The sequence below is a fragment of the Roseovarius sp. PS-C2 genome (assembly GCF_018862045.1).
GTDB lineage: Bacteria > Pseudomonadota > Alphaproteobacteria > Rhodobacterales > Rhodobacteraceae > Roseovarius.
Map to the genome: position 1 here is coordinate 19,609 of NZ_JAHKSQ010000012.1, position 21,528 is coordinate 41,136.

Here is a 21,528-nt window from a genome sequence, read left to right on the forward strand (position 1 = left end):
CTCGCTCTCAACACATTTCGGACCGAGCCGGGCTTTTCCGGCGTCCTACGCGAGTGTGGTTCTAGATCCTCCTTGGTATGATGATTGCCTTAACGAGATGATTCCGCTGGCGGCTTCTGCTTGCCAGCACGATGGTACCGTATTCATGGTCGCTGCCCCATTGGGGTCGAGGAGATCGGCGATCGATCATCGCGCCAATCTGCTTTCCATTGCTGAACAGTGCGGTCTGGTTCTAACAGATCAAGTTCCGGGATTCGCGAGGTATCAGACCCCTTTCTTTGAGGCTAACGCTTTGAAAGCCGCTGGGTTAGCAGTACCCGGGGACTGGAGGACAGCCGACTTGCTCGAGTTCCGAAAAGTCGGTGTTGCGAGACATTTGCCTCTGAACTCTCGAACAAGGCCTCGCCCTTGGCACGAGGTATCAGTTGGTCGAATGCGTCTATTCATAGACGTGTCCGAACCAGATGAGCACGGTGGTGATGTCACACTGTCAAGCATCGTAGCGGGTGACGTTTTGCCTACGGTGAGCAGGCGCGACGGACGGAGGGCGCGGGCAAATGTTTGGACGTCCGGCAACCGCATTTTTCGTTGCAACAAACCAAATGAGTTAACTGCTGCACTCGAAGGTGACCTGTTGGCGCTTCCAGAATTCTATGACCGCAATCCGTGTCGACCCTACCATCACAGAAAATTCCAACGGTACGCTACGTTGAAGTTTCACCTCCAAAAACTCTCCGCTAAAGAGCTGCAGGAAGAGAAGGAACACTTTGGTGGGAACAGTGTCGCGGCGCGAAGAATTGCTACAAGAACTCATGACAAGGCTGCGGTCGCACAACTATTGGGGTCCGCTCATAGCGGAGATTCTTTGCAGCCGCTTGGATAGCAAGTTGCACGTAGCGATCTTTTCAGAACCGTTCTTGTCGTTCCTCAAAGCAGGACAAAAGACAGTCGATACGCGCTTGTCCTCTGTAAGGTGTGCTCCCTACGGCTATGTATCCTCGGGTGACCTGGTTCTTGTGAAAGAAAACTCTGGGCCGATCACCGCAGTAACGAGAGTCTCCTATGCCGAGTATTTTGCCACAGCGCATCATTCGTTGGATGTAATCCGAGCCGACTACGGAACAAGGATTTTGGCTGGAGACGATTTCTGGCGATCAAAGCAGAATGCTAGGTTCGCTTCTGTAATTCATGTCGAGCAAACAACCGGATTTGCACCGATCGAATTTGCAAAAACCGACAGACGAGGTTGGGTCGCACTGGATGACGACCAGTTGGAGTTCACATTTTGACGGGCAGAGTCATTCTTATTTTCTCTGGGCAAATAGGGAGTGGCAAGAGCTCGCTTGCAAAAGCTATCAGCGACGAATTCGGTTTCCCCCGAATAAGCTTTGGTGGCTATGTCAGGCATCTAGTTGTGCAGTCTGGAGGAGACGAGGGTGACAGAAAAGCACTTCAAGACGAGGGCGAAAGACAGGTAAGAAGAGATCCAAAGGCCTTCCTGTTGGCGACACTCGACCATCATGATGTAGACAATGCAGCCTCCTTTGTTATCGAAGGTTTGAGACACGTTTCGATCCTGAACGAGATGCGCAAGCTCTTCGGAGCTGATCTTTTTCACATTCATTTGGCAGCTGACAAACATATCGCCTTCGAGCGTGCGGTAGCGCGCGGAGACGACTCAAATGTTGTAGCGTGCGCGTTGCAACACTCTGTCGAGGCCGACGTGGCGATAGCATTGCTTGAAACAGCGGATGTGGTGCTTCCTGCTTCTGAGTCTCAATCCGAACTAATCGCGCAGGTAATTCCGGTGGTTGAACAAAGGTTCTGACCGCCAACAAAGCTCAAGAGTAGGCCGTCTTTGGTGCCAGATTGGCCTCAGATCCGCCGCGGCAACCTACCTCCCTTATGACCTGAGCCGCTTGGCGAAACGGCCCGCTCAATGTCCTTTCGGGCCGGACTGAGCCTATTCTGTGAGCGCCGAAGAACTGGATTTTCGCAGGAGACTGCGGCTATCAAAAGTTCTCGATCTTTAATATTTCTTTGATTTCCTTTGCACGTTCCGCCAGGGGAGAGTTGGTTTGGTAGACACTGTCGATGAAGTCTTGAGCCCATTGTAGTAGGTCTTTCAGGCGCTCTGGCGGATCTGGTCGATAGGCTTTGTTGGCGTGGACGATATTGTTCCTGATCGTTCTAAGTTGTCTGTAGCAATTTTCGAACACCGACTTCTCGTGGTCGAACTCGATATCAACGTAGCGATAGTCTTCGATGTTTCCGTCGTAGCGGCCGGGAATTCCGATCGCCTTTAACTCGTCGAACAAATCTTGTGGAAGGTCGGGTGGTGCCTCGTGAAAGTGCTTGATTGCCCCTTCGAACGCCATCTCGTTCAATACCAAACTAATGATCTTGTGTTCTTGCTGGTTCATGCTGCCAGACTTCCATCATAATCATGTTTTTACGGGCGTGCGCTCAGCGAAGCAACGCATTGGCGAGGTAATCGACCGTCTTGATCAGACGGAAGCCTAAGGATGGAATGAACAGCTGCTCTGTGGGAGCCGCTCTGTAGCGGCACACTGAGGTATGAAGTCGACCAAGCCACACAAGATTGGAGTGCTAAGAGCTCATTGTATCTCCCGTAGGAGAACCGGGTTGCTCGTGCAAATCACGAGTTTTCGCGACCCCCGCGTCATCGCGACGTAGAGATCGCGAGCATTCAGTAGATCGGTGTCAATGATCACCGCAACATCAGCTTCCAATCCTTTCAGGAGCAAGGTGCTGCCGACGGCTCGGTGAGGCAAAGCTCGACCTTTGACCCGCGATTGCTCACGTGCGCGGACTGCCATCTCCTGGAAGTCTTCCGCGTCCACACAGCCATTGAAGGCCTGGATGGCAGAACGCACTAGCGCAGGCCGCAAAGGGAAAACTCCGCTCTGCCGATTGATTTCAACCAACAAAGCTACGGCGGCTGTCGGACTTGGAGCGCGTGCAAAAGCCAGAGCCGCCGCTTCCGCGTCATTTGGCGGAGATCGTTCCCGACCAGCCAGCAGCACGCGCAGCCGTTGCTTCATCTGAGCGGCGCCTACACCGGTCATTGTCGAACCAGCAAAGTCGATCAGCTCATCCGTAGCCGTTGGCGCATGCATGTCGAAAGATGTCGCGAAGCGAATGAAGTCTGTCAGGTCGGCGTTCTCGACGACAACGGCACCTCGTGCTCTTGCCGCGATCTCACGATGTCGCGGAGGTCGTTTGGCATCGCAGACGATCAGCACGCTTCCACCCTCGATCGGAGGACGGGTATTAGCGGCCCTGGTCTGGTTGGGCACATCATCGTCGCCAGTGACGGCTATCACTTCCACCTCAGCGGGAGCTTGCGTCAGATCGATAGGCTGACCAGATTGCAGCGCTGCTCTGACCTGCAATAGCCAACGACCAAAGGCCTCTGTCCCGACGTTGCGCCATCGCCACGGCGTGTCGAGTTCACCTGCTGGCGGGAAGCGCGCATGGACATCAGCCTCCCAATCGACGAGCACGTTGGTGCCCCAGCCGAATATGGCCTGCATCGGATCACCGAGCACACAGGTCGGTAGAACTTCTGCAATCTTTGAGACCATCGCGTGCTGCTCGACTATGCAATCTTGATATTCGTCGACAAACAACCGTGCGTAAGTCGCTTGCAGAACATCTCTGAGATGGTTGCCTGCAAGTATATTGATCGTGCCTTGCCTAATTGCAGGATAATCGTTCCGTGGTTCCGTCAGATCCAGTACGCCTTCAGCATGGCCGCTACGATGCGGAAAGGTTGCGACGAGACGCATTGCCCAGCCATCAATGGTGGTGATCCGGTACGCGTTTTGCGGAACCCCCAAGAGCGCTAATCGCGCGCGAAGGGCTGCAACGCCCGCATTGGTATGCGTCAGGACTAGGATCGGCTTCGAACCATCATGCCGTTGAAGCGCTGAAGCAATCAGGTGGGTCTTTCCGCACCCGGCGGGTGCGGAGACACTGCCACAATTGATCGTCAGCAGGTCAATATCAGCCATGAGGCGCCTGAGCCCAGCCGAGCAGCACATTCACTCGGTTCCTAAAGCTTTCGCTTACATCCCCGAAATTCAGTGCCAGTATCTTGTTGGACACATGTTCCATGCGACCAACCGACTTAAACCACGGGTTTTTCTTCGTCGTACAAGCCGCCACCAGAATATCGCGTTGAGCAGGTGTGATTGTGTGCTGAGGTGAATGGAGAAGTGCACGAAGATTCTCGACCGTCTCCTGATTGCCAGACGCGGATTGAATGTGTGCGGCGACCATATCTTGCCCATGTTCAGCAATCGCGTAGTCAAGAAGAGCAAGAATCGTCGCGTCTCTGACATTGCCGATGATCGCCGTTTCCAGCGATTGACCCGCATCCCACGTGAATGTTCCGCCACCCAGTTGATGAAAGGCCGCTTCCGTCTGCGGGGTGGGCGGGATGTCTGAATCTCGGAAGACGGCGGTTCGATACCCGAGCTTTGCAAACTCGACCCCGCGCTCATACAAGCGGTCTGGGTGGCCGCCGCCGCCATCGACGAGCGCTACACCCCGAGCGAAAATCGAGGGTTGGCCTTCGCCTACGCAATAATGCTCGAAACCGCGCACAAAACCGACTTCCGACGCCCCCTCGCAGATCAAGACCGATGGCGCGAGAAAAGCTTCAGGAGCACGGCGCAGCGTCCCTTGCGCGGATGCGGGGACGGGTTGTGCCTTATGTTTCTCTCCAGATCGCCGCAGTACATGAAGTTGACCCGCCGACAGCTCGCGCAGGACGATCGGCGAGTGCGTGGTGGCAAAGACCTGTTGCGGTGGTGTTTCCTCCTTGGCTCCCAGAGATCCAAGAAGCCGAATGATGCGGTGCGGCTCAAGACCGTTCTCGATCTCATCGACCAAGAGAATGGAGGAACGCGCCGCGACTTCTCGTTGGAGCCCGGCGATAAGCAAACGGGTGGATCCGAGACCCAAGCCCCGGAGTGGAACCCCGCGTTCATCGTGCAAAGCGATCGACCCGCCTGTGATCGAGACAGAATGAGTGTCGAGAAGCGCCTGCGCCTTGGCGCCGATCGATACTCCGAGTTCATCGGCAGCTTTTTTCACCGACGCGAGGGCATCTCCAAGCTGTGCATCCGCGTCGTTGCCGAAAGCCTTCCGCGCTTCTCGGGCCGCCTGTGATAACGCCGTGGACGCATCCGGCTTCTCTTCGCTCAACCGGCTCAAGAGAGACCCCCGCCGCCAAGCAAGATTGTAATCCGAGACCGCGCGGAGACGGGTCGGCGCGAGTTCAATCCGATCTTTCCAGTTGAGATTTCGGTCGTTCCCCCTTGCATCTGCGCGGTCCGACCTCAGCCGCCATCGCGGCTCCAGATCGCCGGCAATTTCCAGATGCAAAGACAGGACTGTCTCGAGGCCGTGTCCCGGTTCGTCTTCAATTGTGCCGAGTACGTCGTTGTAACCTTGTAGATACTCCCCATACGCCTCGTAATTCTTGAGTGCGTCTGACAGTGCCCCCAGGGTCAGCTTAATCGAAATTGGCGTTTCAACGTCGAGCTCATGAAAATCTGCATCGGTGACCTGCACGGATCGCCGCGCTCCGAGACATAAGTCGATGGCGTCAAGGATTGTGCTCTTGCCAGCGTCGCCAGATCCAATGAGGCAGTTGAGACCAGGCAACGGATACCACTCAAACGACTTAATCGATCGAAAGTGTGAAATATCAACCTTGCGAATGACCGCCATATTTTCCTCCCAGGCGGACTCCGCCGATTCCTTGTCTAGTCACCCGCGTAAGACTTTTACTCGATCCGGCTCTTCATCTTTTTGGAGAGGCAAGCCATCCAGATCCACGTTGGGATCGAGGACGAACACACCTTCATCGTCAGGATCTGGATCATCGGGTTTCACCGCGAAAGTGACAGAGCGTCCAGAAGCCACGACTTCCCGAATCCATCGTTCAAGAAGCTCCGACTGCGGAATACTGGTCCCGACCCATGCACCCTTGACCATCATGGAGAATGACGTGTTGTCGAAGTACCGACCGACGTTGGAATATGCCAAACGACGCCCGCCCCGCGGACCTTTCAATCGGTCGTCCTTTTCAAGCAACCGCCAATAAGCATGGGGAATATACATACCCTTCGTCAGACCTGTGCTATGGGGCTCAAACTGGACGCGCGGGCAGAACTTCAAAAAGAACGGATCATCGCTGAAACGAAAGTCATCCGTCTTTCCGTCGGATTTGACCTTAGACAATTCCTTGAGGAATTTATCCATGCGGCTGAGTTCGTCAGTGAGTTTTGCTTCGGGAAATCGGAATATCGCACCCATATCGTTATCCGGTTCCATGGCCTTGTATTGGACCATGATGAACGCCCGAAAGCGCTCATTGTAGTAGATCAAATCGGTTCCAGTCTGCTCCTCTAGCGGCTGACGATTGGCCATAATCACGGTGAGGCGATTTTCGCCATCTACGAAAACAGCAGCGGCGGCGTTGGGCACGTCTCGTAGATACGCGTAGCCGGGCACTTGTCGCATATCCTGAATAACCATCGGATCCTCTCGCATCCGAACTTCGGTGAGCCCATCCAGAAAAGACTCAGGAGCTTCCTCGTGGAGCGACCATTCCGCCAATGGAGTACGGTCAATCCCAGCTAGGCTCAAAGCGACTGCGAGAGACTCCTTTTGATAGGCGAGATTGCTCCGCTCTCGTTCACTCAAACGTTCAAGACGTTGACGTGTCGACGTCGTGAAGCGCTCGATAAGACCACCAGCGCCAGGCGCGAGCTGCGCAAAGAGATCGACAGTCTCTTGAAAGGCTTTTGGCGAAAGTAAGCCGCCATTCTGAAACCGATCTTCGACGGCTTTTCTATTGCGGTTTGGCACGCCAACAATGATGTCATCGATCGACACAGCGCTGTCGAGCGAGTGAATTTCATCAATATTGAGACGGCTTTGCTCCGTCCCAGCGTTTACACCTCGTCGTCCACGACCAATATGCGAAACGTGGCCGGAGGGATCGACGATGAAACAGACCAATGGTGCGTTTCGGCTGTGATTGAACGACGGCACCGCTTCTGCGAAGCGGCCATACATGTCCATAGCATGGTCAAATACACCCAGCCGTTCTTGGCTTACCCGCAATATGTATCCGCCAGCCTTAGCCATTCGAGACCAACACTCCCGGACATAGGCATGCATTACTGAATTTGACTAACAAATATCCTATTGAACTAAGCAACGTTTTCTTCTGGGACATCTGCAGTCCTAATCAACTCTTTCGCATATCGCTTCGCTTGAGAAATGCTTTGTTTGTAATCATCGGCGGCCATCGACAAAGACTCGGGTGAGGTCGCGCGATCAAGGTCGTCGCTAGACCAATCATCCGAGAGGCGCTTACTGATCGCGTAGCAAGTCGCCTTGCCAACTCGAAAAGCCATGAATTTTCTTGATGCTCTCAAAATCGCCGACCGGACGACTTCAGCCTCGCCTGCTGTTCGCAGCTCAGCATCAAGTTCGACGGCCATGCGCTCAGCAGCCGAATAGAGACCATTCACAAACAGTGTCTGTGCATCCTTATAGTAGCGGCCGGCACGACCTTTGAGATTCTTGTCTGCGATTTCCTCTGGGTCCGTAAGAATTTTGATTTCTGGCACGCGCTCCAATGACTGAGCTGAACGTGAGAGCTTAGAACCATCTGGTGCCTTACGAACTTTCTTTTGTTTAGCCCGCTGGCTTTTGTCGTGGTCACCTTCGGATGCATCCTTTTCGCCAGCCTCGCTTAGTTCGGGAAACTCGGTTTCGAGACTAGTTGGATTAGATGTATCGGTGCCTTCCTCTGCCGCTTCAGTTAGTATTGCAGACTGACGGCGTGATGGGCTTAAAGTCACCGTGGGTACACGGAACTCGTCGAGCAATTTTTGAAGGTCGGATTGAAGGTCATCTAAGTTGTCGTCGGATAATGGAGACTCCGCTCGAATGACGTCCTTAACCCAATTTGGCATCAGCTCCCGCACATAGTCGTCAAAGTCTTCAGCAAGCATTGGAGAGCGGTCATCTGGCCAGGTCAGTCCATCCCTATATTGATTTGGCAGTGCGAGATCATCTCTAAGCTCAATCTCAACTGTGAGAACCTTCGAACCAAATGGAATTCCGAAGTTTGGAGCTGCGGCAGACCAGGCTTTTCTGGACTTTATGTCGTAACGCTCTCCCTTGTGAACCAGCGCACAGAAGGTCGTCGAGCTAGTTGCCGGATTGGCTAGTGCGCTGAGAGAATGGCTGTAGCGTTCGTGCTTCGGGTCGTGAATATAGTGTACCCTTATTTCTCCACCCGGCGCGTCAACCCACTCGTGGTTTGGAAGCTCCTCCGCCACCTCTTCGAGTGTCTTCAAGCGTCGCGTGCGACCAGTTTCGTCTTTGCCTCCACCTTTGGTCATAGCGACATCGATGCGCACTTCGACGCCATCAGCGAAACGCGCGAAGCGCCGGAAGATAGCCGAAGGTATGAAACTGCGATCTTGGCTCTTTCCCTGCCCAAGTGGTTCAGCAACAGTGTCATGCTCTTCGCACTCGCCCATCAGTACTACTTCCGTCCAATCAAACGATGTGTCCTGACCTTCGTTAATAGCAGCCTGAGTCACGTCATATACCGTATCAAAACTGCCATCAGGCAGTTCCACTGGGAAACGAACATAGGTCTGTTCCTCAGCATCGAAGCCGATCACCACTTCGTTGACAGTACCATCCTTGCAAGAACGATAACGGATGCCCTCCTTCGACATTGTCAGACCTGAAACCTTCGCTCCGATGCCAAAATTTCCATCGAGTGCCATCTCTTTGTTGATCGAGGAGGACAACTCAGTCGCTTGTTTTAGCTCGCGGTCGTCCATGCCCGTCCCAGTGTTCCAGAAAGTAAGCTTCCTGACACCGTCGATCATGGTCGGGTAGATCTCGATGCGACGGTTGCCGTAGGCAGCGCCAGCTGCACTTTCATCAGCGTTCTTGAAAAACTCGCGAACCAAAGTGCTCACAGGAGCTTGCTCAATCAGTCGATTGATAAGGAATCGCTTGTCGCGGATATTGAGTGGTTCTGCCTTCATGCGCTGTGCCCCTAGAGCTTGAATTTGTCGACGCCATCGGTGGCCGTTGAGCCAAATTTCCGTTCGATGTCGCTCGTAGCGTCTCGAAGAGCTTTCACGATCTTCTTCACATCGCTGTCAGAGTACTCATACGCTCGCCGGTTTGAAAGGTTGCCGAGTTTGCGAATCGCATCCAAGGCAGACTGCGTTCGCCCCTCTGCGAGTCGAACAAATTTCTCTCTTTTATCAATGTCTTTGAGCAATGATGAACGATCCTTTGCAGAATTTGATACTCTCCACCAAAGTATATTCACGGAAGAGAGTCAAATATTCGATGAAATTCATATGATATTTCGGAAATACACACAATTCGCTGCACGAAATTCGTCATACATGTCGAGCCTGAATATCAAATATCATGCGTTGCCAGGCGACCCATAAGCTTGACCTAGGCGTTTACTGGATCTGACCCTGGGTAACAGAATATCGCTTCCATCAGATTTTGCAGATCCGGGTTTCTCCCCCCGTGGAGGGTGGCGACCCATCAAAGCCTGAAAACACTCAGTCCGAAACGGACTACATTGAAGGTCTGCTTTGGGTTCCACAGACTGACCTACTCGCAATCGCAGCAAAAGTCGGGCTCCCGCCCTCAGTTTCTCAAGACGCCCAGAACATCAGCGTGCTCCAACGCTCGTCGCAGCGCGTGGTTTGAAACCCGCACATAGATCTCCGTCGTCCTGAGGCTGGCATGTCCGAGCAAGGCTTGGATCATCCGGATGTCGATGCCTTCCTCGATCAACAGTGTTGCGGCCGAGTGCCGAAACCGGTGCGGGGTCAAGTGCGGCTCGATCCCGAGGCGCCTGGACAACGCCCGCAGCCGCTTGCGGAACGTGGCCGAGCGGAGCCGACGGCCTTCGGTGTTCAGGAACAGCGGCGCGGAAGAGCCACCTTGCGCGTAGCGAGCCTCGAGGAAGTGCCTGAGCTCTTCCTGTAACTCGCGGTTCGGCACGAAGACGATCCGTTCCTTGCCGCCTTTGCCATTCACGAGGATCTGACACGCGTCGTGAGATACGTCGCCGATCTTCAGATTTGTCAGCTCGCTGATCCGGAGCCCGGTCACGATGAGCAGCTTGATGATCAGGATTGTGACGGCATTCTGCGAGACCGGCGCCGCGTCGTCGGCGCCCGTCTTCGCGCGCAAGGCGATCCGGCCTTCATCAGTCTGGAGAACCGCTTTGAGGGTGCCGCGATTGATGGGGCGCGGCAGGCGGCGCGGGATCCTGACAGAGATGCGGACGTCCGTGAACGGGGAGGGCAGGGCGCTGTTTCGATCTTCGCGCCACGCATAGTACGACTTTAGAGTTACAAGACGGCGTTCGATGGTCGCGGGTTTGGCGCACAACTCATCGCGCAGGTGCCGGTGATAGGCGAGGATGTCGTCTTTCGACAGCGGGTCGCTGAGATGGTGAGCCTCGGTGAAGCGGGCGAAGGTCCGCAGGTCTTGGGCATAGGCGCGCAAGGTGTGGTGTCCGACGCCGCGCTCATCGCGGCAGGCATTGACGAAGGCTCTGTAGTCGAGGCAGGGCATGCTGAACTCCTATGATGGGGTTCAGCCAGTTCAACACAGGCGGTTCAGCGCTCCGAAATCGGCCATCTGAGCGGTAACGATAATGGCCCCCTTATCAGTCCCGGGAGTTATCCCATTAAATTGTCGATGAGTATGAGTGCCCGGAGGCTCACTCCAAGGTTTTATCTGAATTATATCATTTTGAGCAAGTACGCCGTAATTCACAAGCAATCGCTGAAGAATTGTTAAAAACCTATTAAGAAAATATGCTGTTAATATTTTATTAACTAGATAGAAGTTGATCCAATCATATTTGTAGCATAAGTAATTTACATCAATTTATTAATGAGAGGTAATTGATATGAGAATAAAAATTAACGAAGCTAATTCTGAAAAGCTTGAAGCCGGAATCGCGCAAGTGATGGGCAAGGCAAAGAGTTTTGTTCACACTTCCAAGGATCTCATCGCACTTGTCGACGAGGCCGAAACGGATTTGTCAAATTTTGGCTTGGCAAAGTCCAACAGGGCAGGTGCCTGTCTCATCGCTCGCATGCAAGGGCCTTCGAAGAGCTATAAGTTTAATGCCGTTGCTTCGACAGTTGTCTTCCAACGTGGAGCTTCCGACTGGTTTTTGGTCAACGTGATCCACGACGAGATTTGTCCAGCACAGAACCGGAAATACAGACTCGACCTTAGCGAAAAACATGTTCGATCTGCTGCATCTGCCTGGAAACGCAGTTACGGCATTCAGGTCAACTGGAACATGGACGAAGGTCAGGCCATTACAGCTTAACCTATAAAAATGGATCTGTGAAAGGCCATCAAGCACTCTTTATGAAGCTACATTCCTCCCGGGCAGACTTGCAAATGGACAGTCTGATCGATGTCAATTCGAACAGGTGATCAGAGAATTGCCCTGGAGGGATATCGACCGCGCTGAACGAGCACAATCCTCCCAACGCGTTTCTTATCATTGTTTTCAGCTTTATTGCTTGTTTGGGCGTTAATTCCCGGGAAATGTCGTATACGGTGAAGCTGAGGTTATGACTTGCGGTGCCGGTCAGTTCGAGACTTATTCGTTTCAGGTGACATTGGTGCAGAATCGATCTTGCTTTTAAACCCGACATCGCCATGCACTGGAACACCGGCAAGCTAAGGGTGCTGGAGTGCACTACGATCCATCGATTTCCAGATCTTCAAGTTTACCGCCGTTTTTTATGTACTCGGTAATCCATTTTGGTCTTTTTCCAGGTCCGTAAGTCCACGTCTCTCGGGGATTTTCCGGATTTTGATGTGTCGGTCGCTTTACTGGTTTTCGGGTTTCCGCACCAAACAGCTCCGATGCATTGAAGCCCAACTCCCGAGCTCGTTCCTCAAGTTCCGCCTTTGCCCGTTGGCGTGCCTCTTCTTCTTTTTCCCGAATTAACTTTTCGACATAGACTTTGATGTCTTTGAGCTCTGCTAATTCAAGGCTCTCCAATTGATGGTTAATCACAAAATATCTCCAATTTTCCACTATTATGTATTATTACAAGAAAATATTATTTTTGAAATTAATATATTCTCCGAAATGGGAAAACTTGCGATACGTGGGACGCGTGCCATACTGGCCTAACAGGCCCGAGCGTGCATATTTGATCGTTTGACGGAACAAAAGGCGTATAAGCTATGCGCCTGAACGCTGCAGGTACATAACGACGTTTTCGGCGGGGAACTTGAAGCCCTGCCCATCCGACACGCGTTCAGCGTTGACAGGATATTTAGGTCTGTTGGGATTGATGGCGACGATGCGGAACAACTCATCCTTCGACCGGAAGGTGCGGCCATAGTCTGAGGGCTCCAGCCCAAAGTGAGGTGCGAGAACCTCGAACATGGCCTTGTCCGGGGAATAGATCGCACCGTCCTCCTGCGGGATGCCGACGCGGAAGCTGATCGCAAAACTATGGCGCAGGTCGATATTCGCGAGATCGCCCCCTTCGACTGTCAGCCCGTGCGTTTCTGCCACTGTGAGGCATGCCTTCATCATGTCCCGGCGAAGCCGATCGCAAAGCTCCGGGGTCAGGTTGCGTGGGGGTGGCACCTTGGCCCGTGTTTGCGCAGGCGTCTTGGGCGCCGATGGCTGTCGCTTGCGTGGGGACTTTTTCATGCAGTTGGCACCTCTGTGAGCTCGTTGCCCGTCAGCATTGCAGCCTTTGCTTTATAGACAGTCCCGCGCGAGATCCCCATCTCGCGGGCAATTTCCGAGGGCGAGAGACCTGCACCAAGCTTGACCTGAATGGCCGCCATATCGATCTTGGGCGGGCGACCTCGGTAGACCCCTTTCCGTTTGGCAGCCTTGATGCCCTCGGCTTGCCGCTCCCGGCGCAGGTTGGTCTCGAACTCGGCGAAGACACCGAGCATGTCGAAGAAGGCCTTGCCCGCAGCGGTCGACGTATCGACAGGTTGCTCGGTGGCCGCCAGATGGGCCCCCTTTTCCTTCAGCCTGGCGACGATGGTCTGAAGATCCTGCATCGAGCGCGCCAGCCGGTCGATCCGAGTGACCACCAGGGTTTCACCTGGATGGATGAAGTCGAGGATTGTCTTTAGCTCGGGGCGGCCCTCAAGCGTGGCCCCACTGCGCTGTTCCTGCCGGACCATCCCACACCCCGCGGCTGTCAGCGCCTCAATTTGAGCATCGAGATTCTGATCGACGGTCGATGTTCGAGCATAGCCGATTTTGGGGCTCGATCTGTTCATTTTGGGTGTGCCCTTGACATAATGTGTTCATTATCCCGAGAAAGACCCAAGTGAACACAAATGTGGTATGTATCAGTGTTCACCGGTCATGTCATTACGGGTATACGCATAATGACGCGCTATGCTGCCATTCGCTCGAAGTCGATCCGGGTGTCAAGGTCAATGTCATAGCGGCCATAGGGCGTGATGTGCGCGTAGATCAGCGGGGTCAGGCCGCGATAGTCTTCGGGTGACAAGCGATCCTGCCAATTCGGGTCCGACAGGACCGCTTGGACCATGCGCGTGTTCACATAGACCATCGACGCCTGGACCAGTTGCAACGCCAGTGCCGAGATTTCCTGATCGGCGATCCGGTTCGAGGCAATCTCACCACCCTTGCCGAAGAACACAAACCCGTTCGCGCTGTTCCAATTCTCGACGACGTTCAGGCCTTCGTGGATTTCTCGGCGAAGGGTCTCCGATCGCAGATAGCGGCACAGGAAGATTGTCTTGATGGCCCGACCCAGCTCGGCCAGCGCTTTATAGGTCGGGTGCATCACGTCGGTCCGGGCAAACCGGCGCAGGATCGCTTCGGGGTCGGCGGTGCCGTGCTGCATGGCGGCGGCGTATTTGACCATCTCGTCGAATTGCTGCTCGATCTCTGCCCAATCGACAACATTCGACACGATCGGCGTCAGGTGCGGCAGGCGCGCCCGCATACCTGCGGCGGGAAGGACCAGCTTTTGGCGGGCAATTGCCTTCAGACGTGGCGCCAATTCGAACCCGAGCAGGTGGCAAAATGCAAAGCCAACAGCGGTCTGACCATGACTGTCTACGTACTGGCGCTGGATTTCCATGTCTGTGCAGTGTCGGAGCACCCCCTCGATCATCGCCGCTACCTCGGAGGACGAACACCTCTTGAGCTGCGAGTAGATACAGGTCGCCTGACGCTCAACATGCCAGTAGATCATCACCCCGCGCCCACCGTAGCGCGCGTGCCATTCAGTCATCAGGTTACGGTCCCAGGCCCCAAACTTCGTCGAATCCGAACCACAAGCCGTGCCCGCCTCGCCCCAGATCGCGGGATTGCGGACCGCCAGAGTGGCATCGGCCACGCGAGCCGCTGCGGCCCGCAGCGCGTTCGGGTCGATATAGCGGCGATGAATATGGAGCAACTCGTCATAGCTGACGTCGCCGACACCGGCGGCGACGCGTTTGATCCCGGCATTGGTCCCCGCAGCAAAGAGCGCCAGCAGTAGCCGCCGGTCCCGATCTGCGTGGGCCAAGACTTCGCGGCTGGCGGAAGTCTCGAAACAATCCAGAAACCCCGTGTCCAAGGCCGTTTCCTTCAGGACATCGAGCAGGCCGGTCATTGGCCAGACGCGTTCGACCTCGCGCTTGAGAGCCCCCAGCCCCGGTGGTTCCGGCACCGGCGCAAAGGGCGTGACTCTGATCCGGTTTTCCCCGAATGCTCGCAGCCGGACCTGGTCGTTTTCCGGCAGGGTTCGGTTCAGAAGGTGGAGTTCGCGCGTCAGCTCATCGCGCACCTGCGAGACAAACGCTCCGGCATCCCGGGTGAGGCCAAGGCCCCGATAATATGTATCTCTTTGTACCTCAAAATCAGCAGGCAAGTCATCGTCCGGGTTGCGGTAGCGGTCGGCGCCATCGACCCAGATTTCCTTTGCGCGCAACCGCTCACGCAACTGCGCCAATACGCAGAGCTCGAAGGTAATCACGTTCAGACGACCGGACGCATCGATGACGCCCTCACGCCATTTGGCGGGAATGGACCCATGCGGAGCCAGATCGGCAGGCACGATCCGTCGCCCATCCTTGCGCCACCGCTGGATCAAATCGAGCGCATCCAAGACCGGGCGCCAGCTTGCATTGTTCGATCGAAACCGCAGCACAGCCAGGAGCGGCGGCACCATCCGGCGGTAGTGACTGGCATAGGAGCCGCGCATCACCGTTTGAATTCGCCGGTCCAGCGTACCCTTTGCGCGGTCCTCCTCAATCACGGCCTTCAACCTGGCCACGCTCGCGACAGGATAGATGACTTCAAGCACCCGACCCTCGGGGTCGTCCACGGCGGCGATGGCCATATCGACCAGCAGGCGCTCCTTGCCATGAACCCGCTCGATATCCCGCGCGATCGCCCCCACAACCCGGCGGCGCGATCGTGTCTGCATCCGGTGGATGATCTCAAGCAGCAGATCAATCAGCGCGTCGATCATTTCGGCTCGGCGGTGCATGAGATGGAGCGCAAAGAGACCCAACCGGCGCGTGTCGCTGCGGCGACGCATTTCGGCTGCTGTCTCACGATCCACGCGACGGGACAGGCGCTGAACCAGGGCGGGATCGACATCTGCCATGACCGGGAACGGCAAATTGAGCGCGTTCACAAAAGCCAATCGCGTTGTCGCCGCCATAATATTTTCCAGCGTGGCCGCCCCTGCATCCGACTTCAAACTCAGAAATCCCGTGGCGTATTTGGGGTCAGCCAGACTGGTCTCCAGTTTCCGGCGCGCCTCTGCGGGCAAGCCGTCTGCAATTCTCATGAGCAGCTTTTCAACGGCATCATGCCGCGCCCCGCGCACCAACCGCTCCATGAACTTGTCCGACGGAATGAAAAACCTTCGTGCACGACTTCGGCGATACCCAAGCCCGATTTGATCATCAATCTTCCCAAAGGACCCCAGAAACAGCTCAGCCAGTTCGTCCCGCAACGCTTGTCGGTCCCGATCAGTGGCACGTCGAATATCCAAATACCGCAAGATTGCCGCCCGGTGCCTGCGCGCAGTCACATGACCACATTCGAAATCCCGCGCTTCCGGCGCAGTAACCCCCAACTGTTCGGCCAAGTATCGCAAGACGTCGGTCTGAACATCGCCCGGCCGAGACGGAAATCGCGCCCGCTCGCGGAAAAAACAAAGCTGAAACGCAAACCAAACCCGACCAGAACGATTGATCCCCTCGATCAATCCGATGTCATCAAAGGACAGGTTCCAAATCTCGACAAAAGACCGTTCCAATTCACTATCTCCCGCACCCCAAGCAGAGATAGCCAACCCCGGTCAAACGTAGCCGTCAAGGATAACCCTGTTCGCGGATTGTTCCTACAGATGATCAAATATGCACGCTCGGGCCTGTTGGGCCGTGGTGTGATGGGGCGGATGGCAGGGGAGGAAGCTTTTCATCAGCCGCGCGGCTTCGCGAAAGGAATGCCGGGACCCGAGTTCCGCATGGAGCCGCTGCAGCTCCGGGGTAGCCCGGTCAGGAAAGAAATAGGCCAGCGGAGAAATAGGTCCGCCGGGCATCGCCGCTGACCTGGCATCACACGAACAGCGGCGCAAGCGCGCGGCTTTGACCCGAACCCGCCCAAAGAGCGTGTCGAGATCGCGCGTGCGATAGTCATGAATGGCACGAACCGAGGCGCAATCCGGGCATACGCGGCTTTCTCGGATGATTTCCTCAACCTGATCGCAAAGAATTGCCCGCTGAATCTGTTCGACAACCCTCTTCCCATCCTCGAGGCGCAACCCGATCCCGTCTGGACAGGTCACCCGGTAGGGTCGTGAAATGCCGTCAAGCTGATGAGTGCGCTTCTCCCCGTTGTCGAAGGTAGTTTCGATTGTAATCCGTACGTCCATGGCAGCCCCACACGCAAAGAACTCACCTTAGCACGGGCCGCAACGACGAAGATGACCCCCATGTTTTGTCCACTCCCTTCAAAAGCGCTTTTGCCTATCATCTTGTTGTCCCCAAGGAGACAATCCTGTCGCCCGCAGCAACCGGTTTCAAAGACTGGCTTTTGCCGCTGTGCCGCAGCGGGGCTGATGCTGCGTAAATTCCCCCGCGGCCTCGCCGCTTCATCTGGTCTTTTGCCGTGACAGGTCTTATCGGACCAAAGCCAGCTGAAATGTTTTGAAAGATCCCTGAATGGAAATTGCAGTTATCGGAAATATTCACCCCCGCGGGATCGCGTTTCTGGAAAATACGCCCGGTATCACGCCGGTCATCGTTGACGAGAATGACAGCGCCGGCGTCATCGCCGCCACCCGGACCGCGACCGCGATCCTGGTCCGGACCCTGCCCCTTACGGCCGCGCATATCGACGCTGCGCAAAATCTGAAAATCGTCTCGCGGCATGGCGTGGGGATCGACAATATCGACCTTGAGGCGCTGAACCGCCGTGCGATTCCCTTGACGGTGATCGGGGATCAAAACGCGGTAACGGTGGCCGAACATACGTTTTACCTGATGCTTGCGGCGACCAAGATGGGGTTGCGCTATGACAAGGCGACGCGCGCGGGCGACTGGGGGTTTCGCGATGCGCTGGCCGCGCGCGATCTGGCGGGCAAGACGCTTTTGGTGGTGGGCATGGGCCGGATCGGTGCCTTGGTTGCCAAACGCGCCGAGGCCTTTGGCATGAGGATCGCTTATTGCAACAGATCGACAGGCCCGGGCAGCCATGATCCCAATTGGACCAAGGTCAGCCTTGCCGAGGGGCTGCAAGAGGCCGATGTTGTCAGCATCCATGTTCCCTTGATGCCCGCCACCTGCAATCTGATCGGGGCGGAGGCCTTGGCGATGATGAAGCCCTCTGCGGTGCTTGTCTCCACCGCGCGGGGCGGGGTGGTGGATGAGGCGGCCTTGGCGCGCGCCCTTGCAAGCGGTGAAATTCGTGCAGCCGGTCTGGATGTGTTTGCGCAAGAGCCGGTGTCGATGGACAATCCGTTGCTGGCGCTGGACAATATCATCTTGTCACCACATATGGCCGCGATGAGCGATGATGGCGCGGCGCGTATGGCGCTGACGGCGGCGCAAAACTGTCTGGACGGGATCAACGGGCGGCTGGACCTTTCGCTGGTCGTCAACCCGCAGGTGCTTGTGCAGGCCGGATGATTTGTCCCGACAGGTGGGGTGGCGGGGTCTAATCCCAGCTGGCCCGTGCCTCCATCGCCACTGGCCCGTCCGGTGCGGCGGTCCAGAGCATAAGGTCGTCCCCCTGCCTTTGCGCATGTAAACAAAAGCTGCCCCCGCCGAAAATCGGGGCCATGCTGCGAAACGAAAACCCTGTCGGCGCGCGGCCCATCAGGTCACCGGCATATTGCGCCAAAAGCATCGCCTGCAACGGGCCATGAACCACAAGGCCGGGATAGAATTCCTCCTCCCGCGCATAGGGTTGATCGTAATGGATGCGGTGGCCGTTGAAGGTCAGCGCGGAATAGCGGAACAAAAACGCCGGTGAGGCGCTGATTTCGCGCCGCTCGTCACCTTGGGGGGCAGGGGTCGGCGCAGGATTGGCATTGCCGGTTGGTGCATCACGGTAAACGATGTCTTGTCGCTCGCTTAGGATGGGGCCGTGCGGGCTGCTGAAATCATGGCGCAGGGTCACAAAACACAGCGCGCCCGAACGCCCGCTTTTCATGGTCACATCCTCGATCACCGAGCGACGCGTGATGTCCTCGCCTATCCTTGGTGCCGAGTGAAACCGCAGCGCGCCGCCTGCCCACATTCGGCGTGGCAAGGGCACCGGCGGCAAAAACCCGCCGCGCGTCGGGTGACCATCGGGGCCAAGTTCCGCCGTGGGCACAAGGGGTTGGCACAGGCAGTGATGTGTCAACAGCGGCGCGTCAGCCCCTTCCTCGGTCGGGCCCTGACGGTCAAGCGTGGCATAAAGACGTTGCACCAGCGTCGGTGTCAGAACCTCATGCGCGTGATCTTTGCGTCCGATCCATTGGCGCAGATGGTCGATATCAAGTGTCATACCCTAATCCTCTAACGGGTTCAGTGCGGGCACCGGCCCAAAGCCGTGCGGATCATCGCCCCAGATCGGCGCAGGGGCGGGCATGGAGACCGGCCCCGCCTCGGTTTCCACAGTGATGCGCCGCAGATGCGGGTGATTGGACAGCCCGCCCATATCATTCAGCTGGGCCAGTGCCACATCCGCCCGGCTTAGGGCGGCAACCGCCTGGGGGGCGGTCATACGGGCAAAGGCCGCGCTTATAATTGCGTCGGTCTCCTCGCGGTTTTGTACCCGGTCGATGTTGCGGGCAAAACGCGGATCGGTCACAAGGTCGGGCGCCTGCAAGAACAGATTGCACAGGTTTTTCCATTCCCGATCACTTTGCACCGACAACAGGATCTGCGCGCCATCTTTGGCGGTGAAAACGCCGTAGGGTGCGATGGACGGATGGGCAAGGCCGATGCGTTTGGGACTGTTGCCCGCTTCATGGTTCAAAAGGGGCACCGTCAGCCAATCCGCCATCACGTCAAACATAGAGATAGAGATATTTGCCCCTTGCCCCGTCACCGCACGGCGTAACAATGCCTCAAGGATCGCGGCATGGGCGGTGGCACCCGTGGCGATATCGACAATAGAGATGCCAACGCGGGCCGGTTCGGACGGGCCGCCGGTGATCGAACACAGCCCCGATTCCGCCTGCACCAGCAGGTCATAGGCCTTGCGATCGGCCATCGGCCCACCCTCGCCATAACCCGTGATAGAGCAGCAGATCAGATGCGCAAAATCCTGTGCCAGCCGTTCCGGCCCAAAGCCAAGCCGGTCAAGCGCGCCCCGTTTGAGGTTTTGCACCAGCACATCCGCACCGGCCAGCAGTTCGGCCAGCACCTCTTTGCCCTTGGGCGATGCCAGATCAAGCGTCTGGGAGGTCTTGCCCCGGTTCAGCCAGACGAAATAGCTTGATTGCCCCTTGGCCACGCTGTCATAGCCGCGCGCGAAATCGCCCTCGGGGCGTTCGATCTTGATGACTTCGGCCCCTGCATCGGCCAATCGCGCGGTGCAGAACGGTGCGGCGACGGCCTGTTCAATAGAGACAACCTTGATCCCTTCCAGCGGCCGCATCAGAACGACCTCGGCAGACCAAGGATATGTTCGGCCACATAAGACAGGATGAGGTTGGTTGAGATCGGCGCAACCTGATAGAGCCGGGTTTCGCGGAATTTCCGCTCGATATCATATTCGCAGGCAAAGCCGAAGCCGCCATGGAATTGCAAGCAGGCATTCGCCGCCTCCCATGAGGCTTTGGCGGCAAGGTATTTCGCCATATTCGCCTCGGCGCCGCAGGGCTGGCCCGCGTCATAAAGTTCGCAAGCCTTTTTGCGCATCAGGTTGGCGGCCTCGATCTCGATATAGGCTTCGGCAATCGGGAATTGCACGCCCTGATTCTGGCCGATCGGGCGGCCGAAGACCTCACGTTCCTTGACATAACGCACAACGCGGTCGGTGAACCAATAGCCGTCGCCAATACATTCCGCCGCGATCAGCGTGCGCTCGGCATTCAGGCCGGTCAGGATGTATTTGAACCCCTTGCCCTCTTCGCCGATCAGGTTTTCCTCGGGGATTTCGAGGTTGTCAAAGAACAGCTCATTGGTCTCATGGTTGACCATATTCAGGATCGGCTGCACCCGCATCCCCGATTTCATCGCCTCTTTGATATCGACGATAAAGATCGAAAGCCCTTCGGATTTCTTCTTGACCTCAGAGAGCGGCGTGGTGCGCGCCAAAAGGATCATCAGGTCGGAATGCTGCACCCGGCTGATCCAGACCTTTTGGCCATTGATGACGTACTTATCGCCCTTTTTGACGGCGGTGGTTTTTAGCTGGGTGGTATCGGTGCCGGTTGTCGGCTCGGTCACGCCCATGGATTGCAGGCGCAATTCGCCGCTGGCAATGCGGGGCAGGTATTTCTGGCGCTGTGCCTCTGATCCGTGGCGCACCAGCGTGTTCATATTGTACATCTGGCCGTGGCAGGCCCCCGAATTGCCGCCCGCGCGGTTGATCTCTTCCATGATCACCGCCGCTTCGGTCAGCCCAAGCCCCGATCCGCCGTATTCCTCGGGGATAAGCGCCGCCATCCAGCCCGCTTTGGTCAACGCATCCACGAATTCCTCGGGATAGCCGCGCTGCTCATCGATCTTGCGGTGATATTCGTCAGGGAAATCTGCGCAAAGGGCGCGGACCGCATCGCGGATATCTTGGAAATCATTTGCGTCGTGCTGATACAACGGAAGGCTCCTCGGTGTTTTGGCGTCAAGAGGGGTTTTCCTGATTGTCTGACAGGGCGACTCATTTAACAAATATCTGAATGGCCTTTCAGATATGCCTGATCGGCATGGCCGGTT

18 protein-coding genes and 1 pseudogene are annotated in these 21,528 nt (G+C 56.2%); 4 read left to right on the forward strand and 15 right to left on the reverse strand.

Going from position 1 to position 21,528, the window contains the following annotated elements; all coding sequences use genetic code 11:
• Positions 1-770: 770 nt before the first annotated feature.
• Together KPG71_RS17655 and KPG71_RS17660 are read left to right on the forward strand one after the other, a co-directional pair.
• Positions 771-1,289: a hypothetical protein gene (locus KPG71_RS17655; protein ID WP_216339779.1), complete on the forward strand. Its 519-nt coding sequence runs from the start codon at positions 771-773 to the stop codon at positions 1,287-1,289.
• On the forward strand, positions 1,286-1,828 hold the full coding sequence (locus KPG71_RS17660; protein WP_216339781.1) for an AAA family ATPase: 543 nt from the start codon (positions 1,286-1,288) through the stop codon (positions 1,826-1,828). Before KPG71_RS17655 ends, KPG71_RS17660 begins: the two co-directional genes overlap by 4 nt.
• A 184-nt stretch (positions 1,829-2,012) precedes the next feature.
• On the opposite strand, the gene KPG71_RS17665 is transcribed toward KPG71_RS17660, so the two are convergent.
• The 7 genes from KPG71_RS17665 to KPG71_RS17695 form a co-directional block, all read right to left on the reverse strand.
• Positions 2,013-2,423 carry a hypothetical protein gene (locus KPG71_RS17665; RefSeq protein WP_216339783.1) on the reverse strand — a complete coding sequence of 137 codons (411 nt, stop codon included), beginning with the start codon at positions 2,421-2,423 and terminating at the stop codon, positions 2,013-2,015.
• 195 nt (positions 2,424-2,618) lie between these two features.
• Entirely contained in the window at positions 2,619-4,037 is a 1,419-nt protein-coding gene (locus KPG71_RS17670; protein WP_216339786.1) for a UvrD-helicase domain-containing protein, read from the reverse strand.
• A complete protein-coding gene (locus tag KPG71_RS17675; protein ID WP_216339788.1) occupies positions 4,030-5,763 on the reverse strand; it encodes an ATP-dependent endonuclease in 1,734 nt (577 codons plus the stop codon). Before KPG71_RS17675 ends, KPG71_RS17670 begins: the two co-directional genes overlap by 8 nt.
• Before the next feature lie 39 nt (positions 5,764-5,802).
• A complete protein-coding gene (locus tag KPG71_RS17680) occupies positions 5,803-7,188 on the reverse strand; it encodes a hypothetical protein (protein WP_216339790.1) in 1,386 nt (461 codons plus the stop codon).
• Positions 7,189-7,253: 65 nt separating this feature from the next.
• Complete coding sequence (locus KPG71_RS17685) at positions 7,254-9,119, reverse strand: hypothetical protein (protein ID WP_216339792.1); 1,866 nt, start codon at positions 9,117-9,119, stop codon at positions 7,254-7,256.
• Positions 9,120-9,130: 11 nt separating this feature from the next.
• Positions 9,131-9,361, reverse strand: coding sequence for a hypothetical protein (locus KPG71_RS17690; RefSeq protein WP_253196352.1), 231 nt, complete (start codon positions 9,359-9,361; stop codon positions 9,131-9,133).
• A gap of 386 nt (positions 9,362-9,747) precedes the next feature.
• Positions 9,748-10,686: a tyrosine-type recombinase/integrase gene (locus KPG71_RS17695; protein WP_216339794.1), complete on the reverse strand. Its 939-nt coding sequence runs from the start codon at positions 10,684-10,686 to the stop codon at positions 9,748-9,750.
• 340 nt (positions 10,687-11,026) lie between these two features.
• On the opposite strand from KPG71_RS17695, the gene KPG71_RS17700 reads away from it, so the two are divergent.
• Positions 11,027-11,458 carry a hypothetical protein gene (locus tag KPG71_RS17700; RefSeq protein ID WP_216339795.1) on the forward strand — a complete coding sequence of 144 codons (432 nt, stop codon included), beginning with the start codon at positions 11,027-11,029 and terminating at the stop codon, positions 11,456-11,458.
• Positions 11,459-11,836: 378 nt separating this feature from the next.
• On the opposite strand, the gene KPG71_RS17705 is transcribed toward KPG71_RS17700, so the two are convergent.
• The 5 genes and pseudogenes from KPG71_RS17705 to KPG71_RS17725 all read right to left on the reverse strand — a co-directional run.
• The gene (locus KPG71_RS17705; protein ID WP_216339797.1) at positions 11,837-12,181 is read right to left on the reverse strand and encodes an H-NS histone family protein; all 345 of its coding nucleotides are present in this window, start codon (positions 12,179-12,181) and stop codon (positions 11,837-11,839) included.
• Positions 12,182-12,331: 150 nt separating this feature from the next.
• Positions 12,332-12,670, reverse strand: a complete 339-nt coding sequence (locus KPG71_RS17710; protein WP_253196353.1) for a hypothetical protein — start codon at positions 12,668-12,670, stop codon at positions 12,332-12,334.
• A gap of 137 nt (positions 12,671-12,807) precedes the next feature.
• Complete coding sequence (locus KPG71_RS17715; protein WP_216339799.1) at positions 12,808-13,401, reverse strand: recombinase family protein; 594 nt, start codon at positions 13,399-13,401, stop codon at positions 12,808-12,810.
• A gap of 119 nt (positions 13,402-13,520) precedes the next feature.
• Positions 13,521-16,448 carry a Tn3 family transposase gene (locus KPG71_RS17720; RefSeq protein WP_367397385.1) on the reverse strand — a complete coding sequence of 976 codons (2,928 nt, stop codon included), beginning with the start codon at positions 16,446-16,448 and terminating at the stop codon, positions 13,521-13,523.
• 87 nt (positions 16,449-16,535) lie between these two features.
• A pseudogene (locus KPG71_RS17725) lies at positions 16,536-17,030 on the reverse strand (ISKra4 family transposase); the annotation flags it as partial.
• A 289-nt stretch (positions 17,031-17,319) separates the two neighbouring features.
• On the opposite strand from KPG71_RS17725, the gene KPG71_RS17730 reads away from it, so the two are divergent.
• Positions 17,320-18,285, forward strand: a complete 966-nt coding sequence (locus KPG71_RS17730; RefSeq protein ID WP_216339803.1) for a hydroxyacid dehydrogenase — start codon at positions 17,320-17,322, stop codon at positions 18,283-18,285.
• A gap of 28 nt (positions 18,286-18,313) precedes the next feature.
• Here the strand turns inward: KPG71_RS17730 and KPG71_RS17735 are convergent, their stop codons facing one another.
• The 3 genes from KPG71_RS17735 to KPG71_RS17745 are packed head-to-tail and all read right to left on the reverse strand — an operon-like array spanning position 18,314 to position 21,411.
• Positions 18,314-19,150 carry a MaoC family dehydratase N-terminal domain-containing protein gene (locus KPG71_RS17735; RefSeq protein WP_216339805.1) on the reverse strand — a complete coding sequence of 279 codons (837 nt, stop codon included), beginning with the start codon at positions 19,148-19,150 and terminating at the stop codon, positions 18,314-18,316.
• 3 nt (positions 19,151-19,153) lie between these two features.
• Complete coding sequence (locus tag KPG71_RS17740) at positions 19,154-20,248, reverse strand: CaiB/BaiF CoA-transferase family protein (RefSeq protein ID WP_216339808.1); 1,095 nt, start codon at positions 20,246-20,248, stop codon at positions 19,154-19,156.
• Positions 20,248-21,411, reverse strand: a complete 1,164-nt coding sequence (locus KPG71_RS17745; RefSeq protein ID WP_216339810.1) for an acyl-CoA dehydrogenase family protein — start codon at positions 21,409-21,411, stop codon at positions 20,248-20,250. Before KPG71_RS17745 ends, KPG71_RS17740 begins: the two co-directional genes overlap by 1 nt.
• Positions 21,412-21,528 lie beyond the last annotated feature (117 nt).

Excerpts from the sequence above, each read along its gene's own strand:
- KPG71_RS17680 (WP_216339790.1), bottom strand. The coding sequence starts at position 7,188 with ATGGCTAAGGCTGGCGGATACATATTGCGGGTAAGCCAAGAACGGCTG.
- KPG71_RS17675 (WP_216339788.1), bottom strand. The coding sequence starts at position 5,763 with ATGGCGGTCATTCGCAAGGTTGATATTTCACACTTTCGATCGATTAAG.
- KPG71_RS17695 (WP_216339794.1), bottom strand. The coding sequence starts at position 10,686 with ATGCCCTGCCTCGACTACAGAGCCTTCGTCAATGCCTGCCGCGATGAG.
- KPG71_RS17670 (WP_216339786.1), bottom strand. The coding sequence starts at position 4,037 with ATGGCTGATATTGACCTGCTGACGATCAATTGTGGCAGTGTCTCCGCA.
- KPG71_RS17700 (WP_216339795.1), top strand. The coding sequence starts at position 11,027 with ATGAGAATAAAAATTAACGAAGCTAATTCTGAAAAGCTTGAAGCCGGA.
- KPG71_RS17715 (WP_216339799.1), bottom strand. The coding sequence starts at position 13,401 with ATGAACAGATCGAGCCCCAAAATCGGCTATGCTCGAACATCGACCGTC.
- KPG71_RS17685 (WP_216339792.1), bottom strand. The coding sequence starts at position 9,119 with ATGAAGGCAGAACCACTCAATATCCGCGACAAGCGATTCCTTATCAAT.
- KPG71_RS17740 (WP_216339808.1), bottom strand. The coding sequence starts at position 20,248 with ATGCGGCCGCTGGAAGGGATCAAGGTTGTCTCTATTGAACAGGCCGTC.
- KPG71_RS17665 (WP_216339783.1), bottom strand. The coding sequence starts at position 2,423 with ATGAACCAGCAAGAACACAAGATCATTAGTTTGGTATTGAACGAGATG.
- KPG71_RS17735 (WP_216339805.1), bottom strand. The coding sequence starts at position 19,150 with ATGACACTTGATATCGACCATCTGCGCCAATGGATCGGACGCAAAGAT.
- KPG71_RS17730 (WP_216339803.1), top strand. The coding sequence starts at position 17,320 with ATGGAAATTGCAGTTATCGGAAATATTCACCCCCGCGGGATCGCGTTT.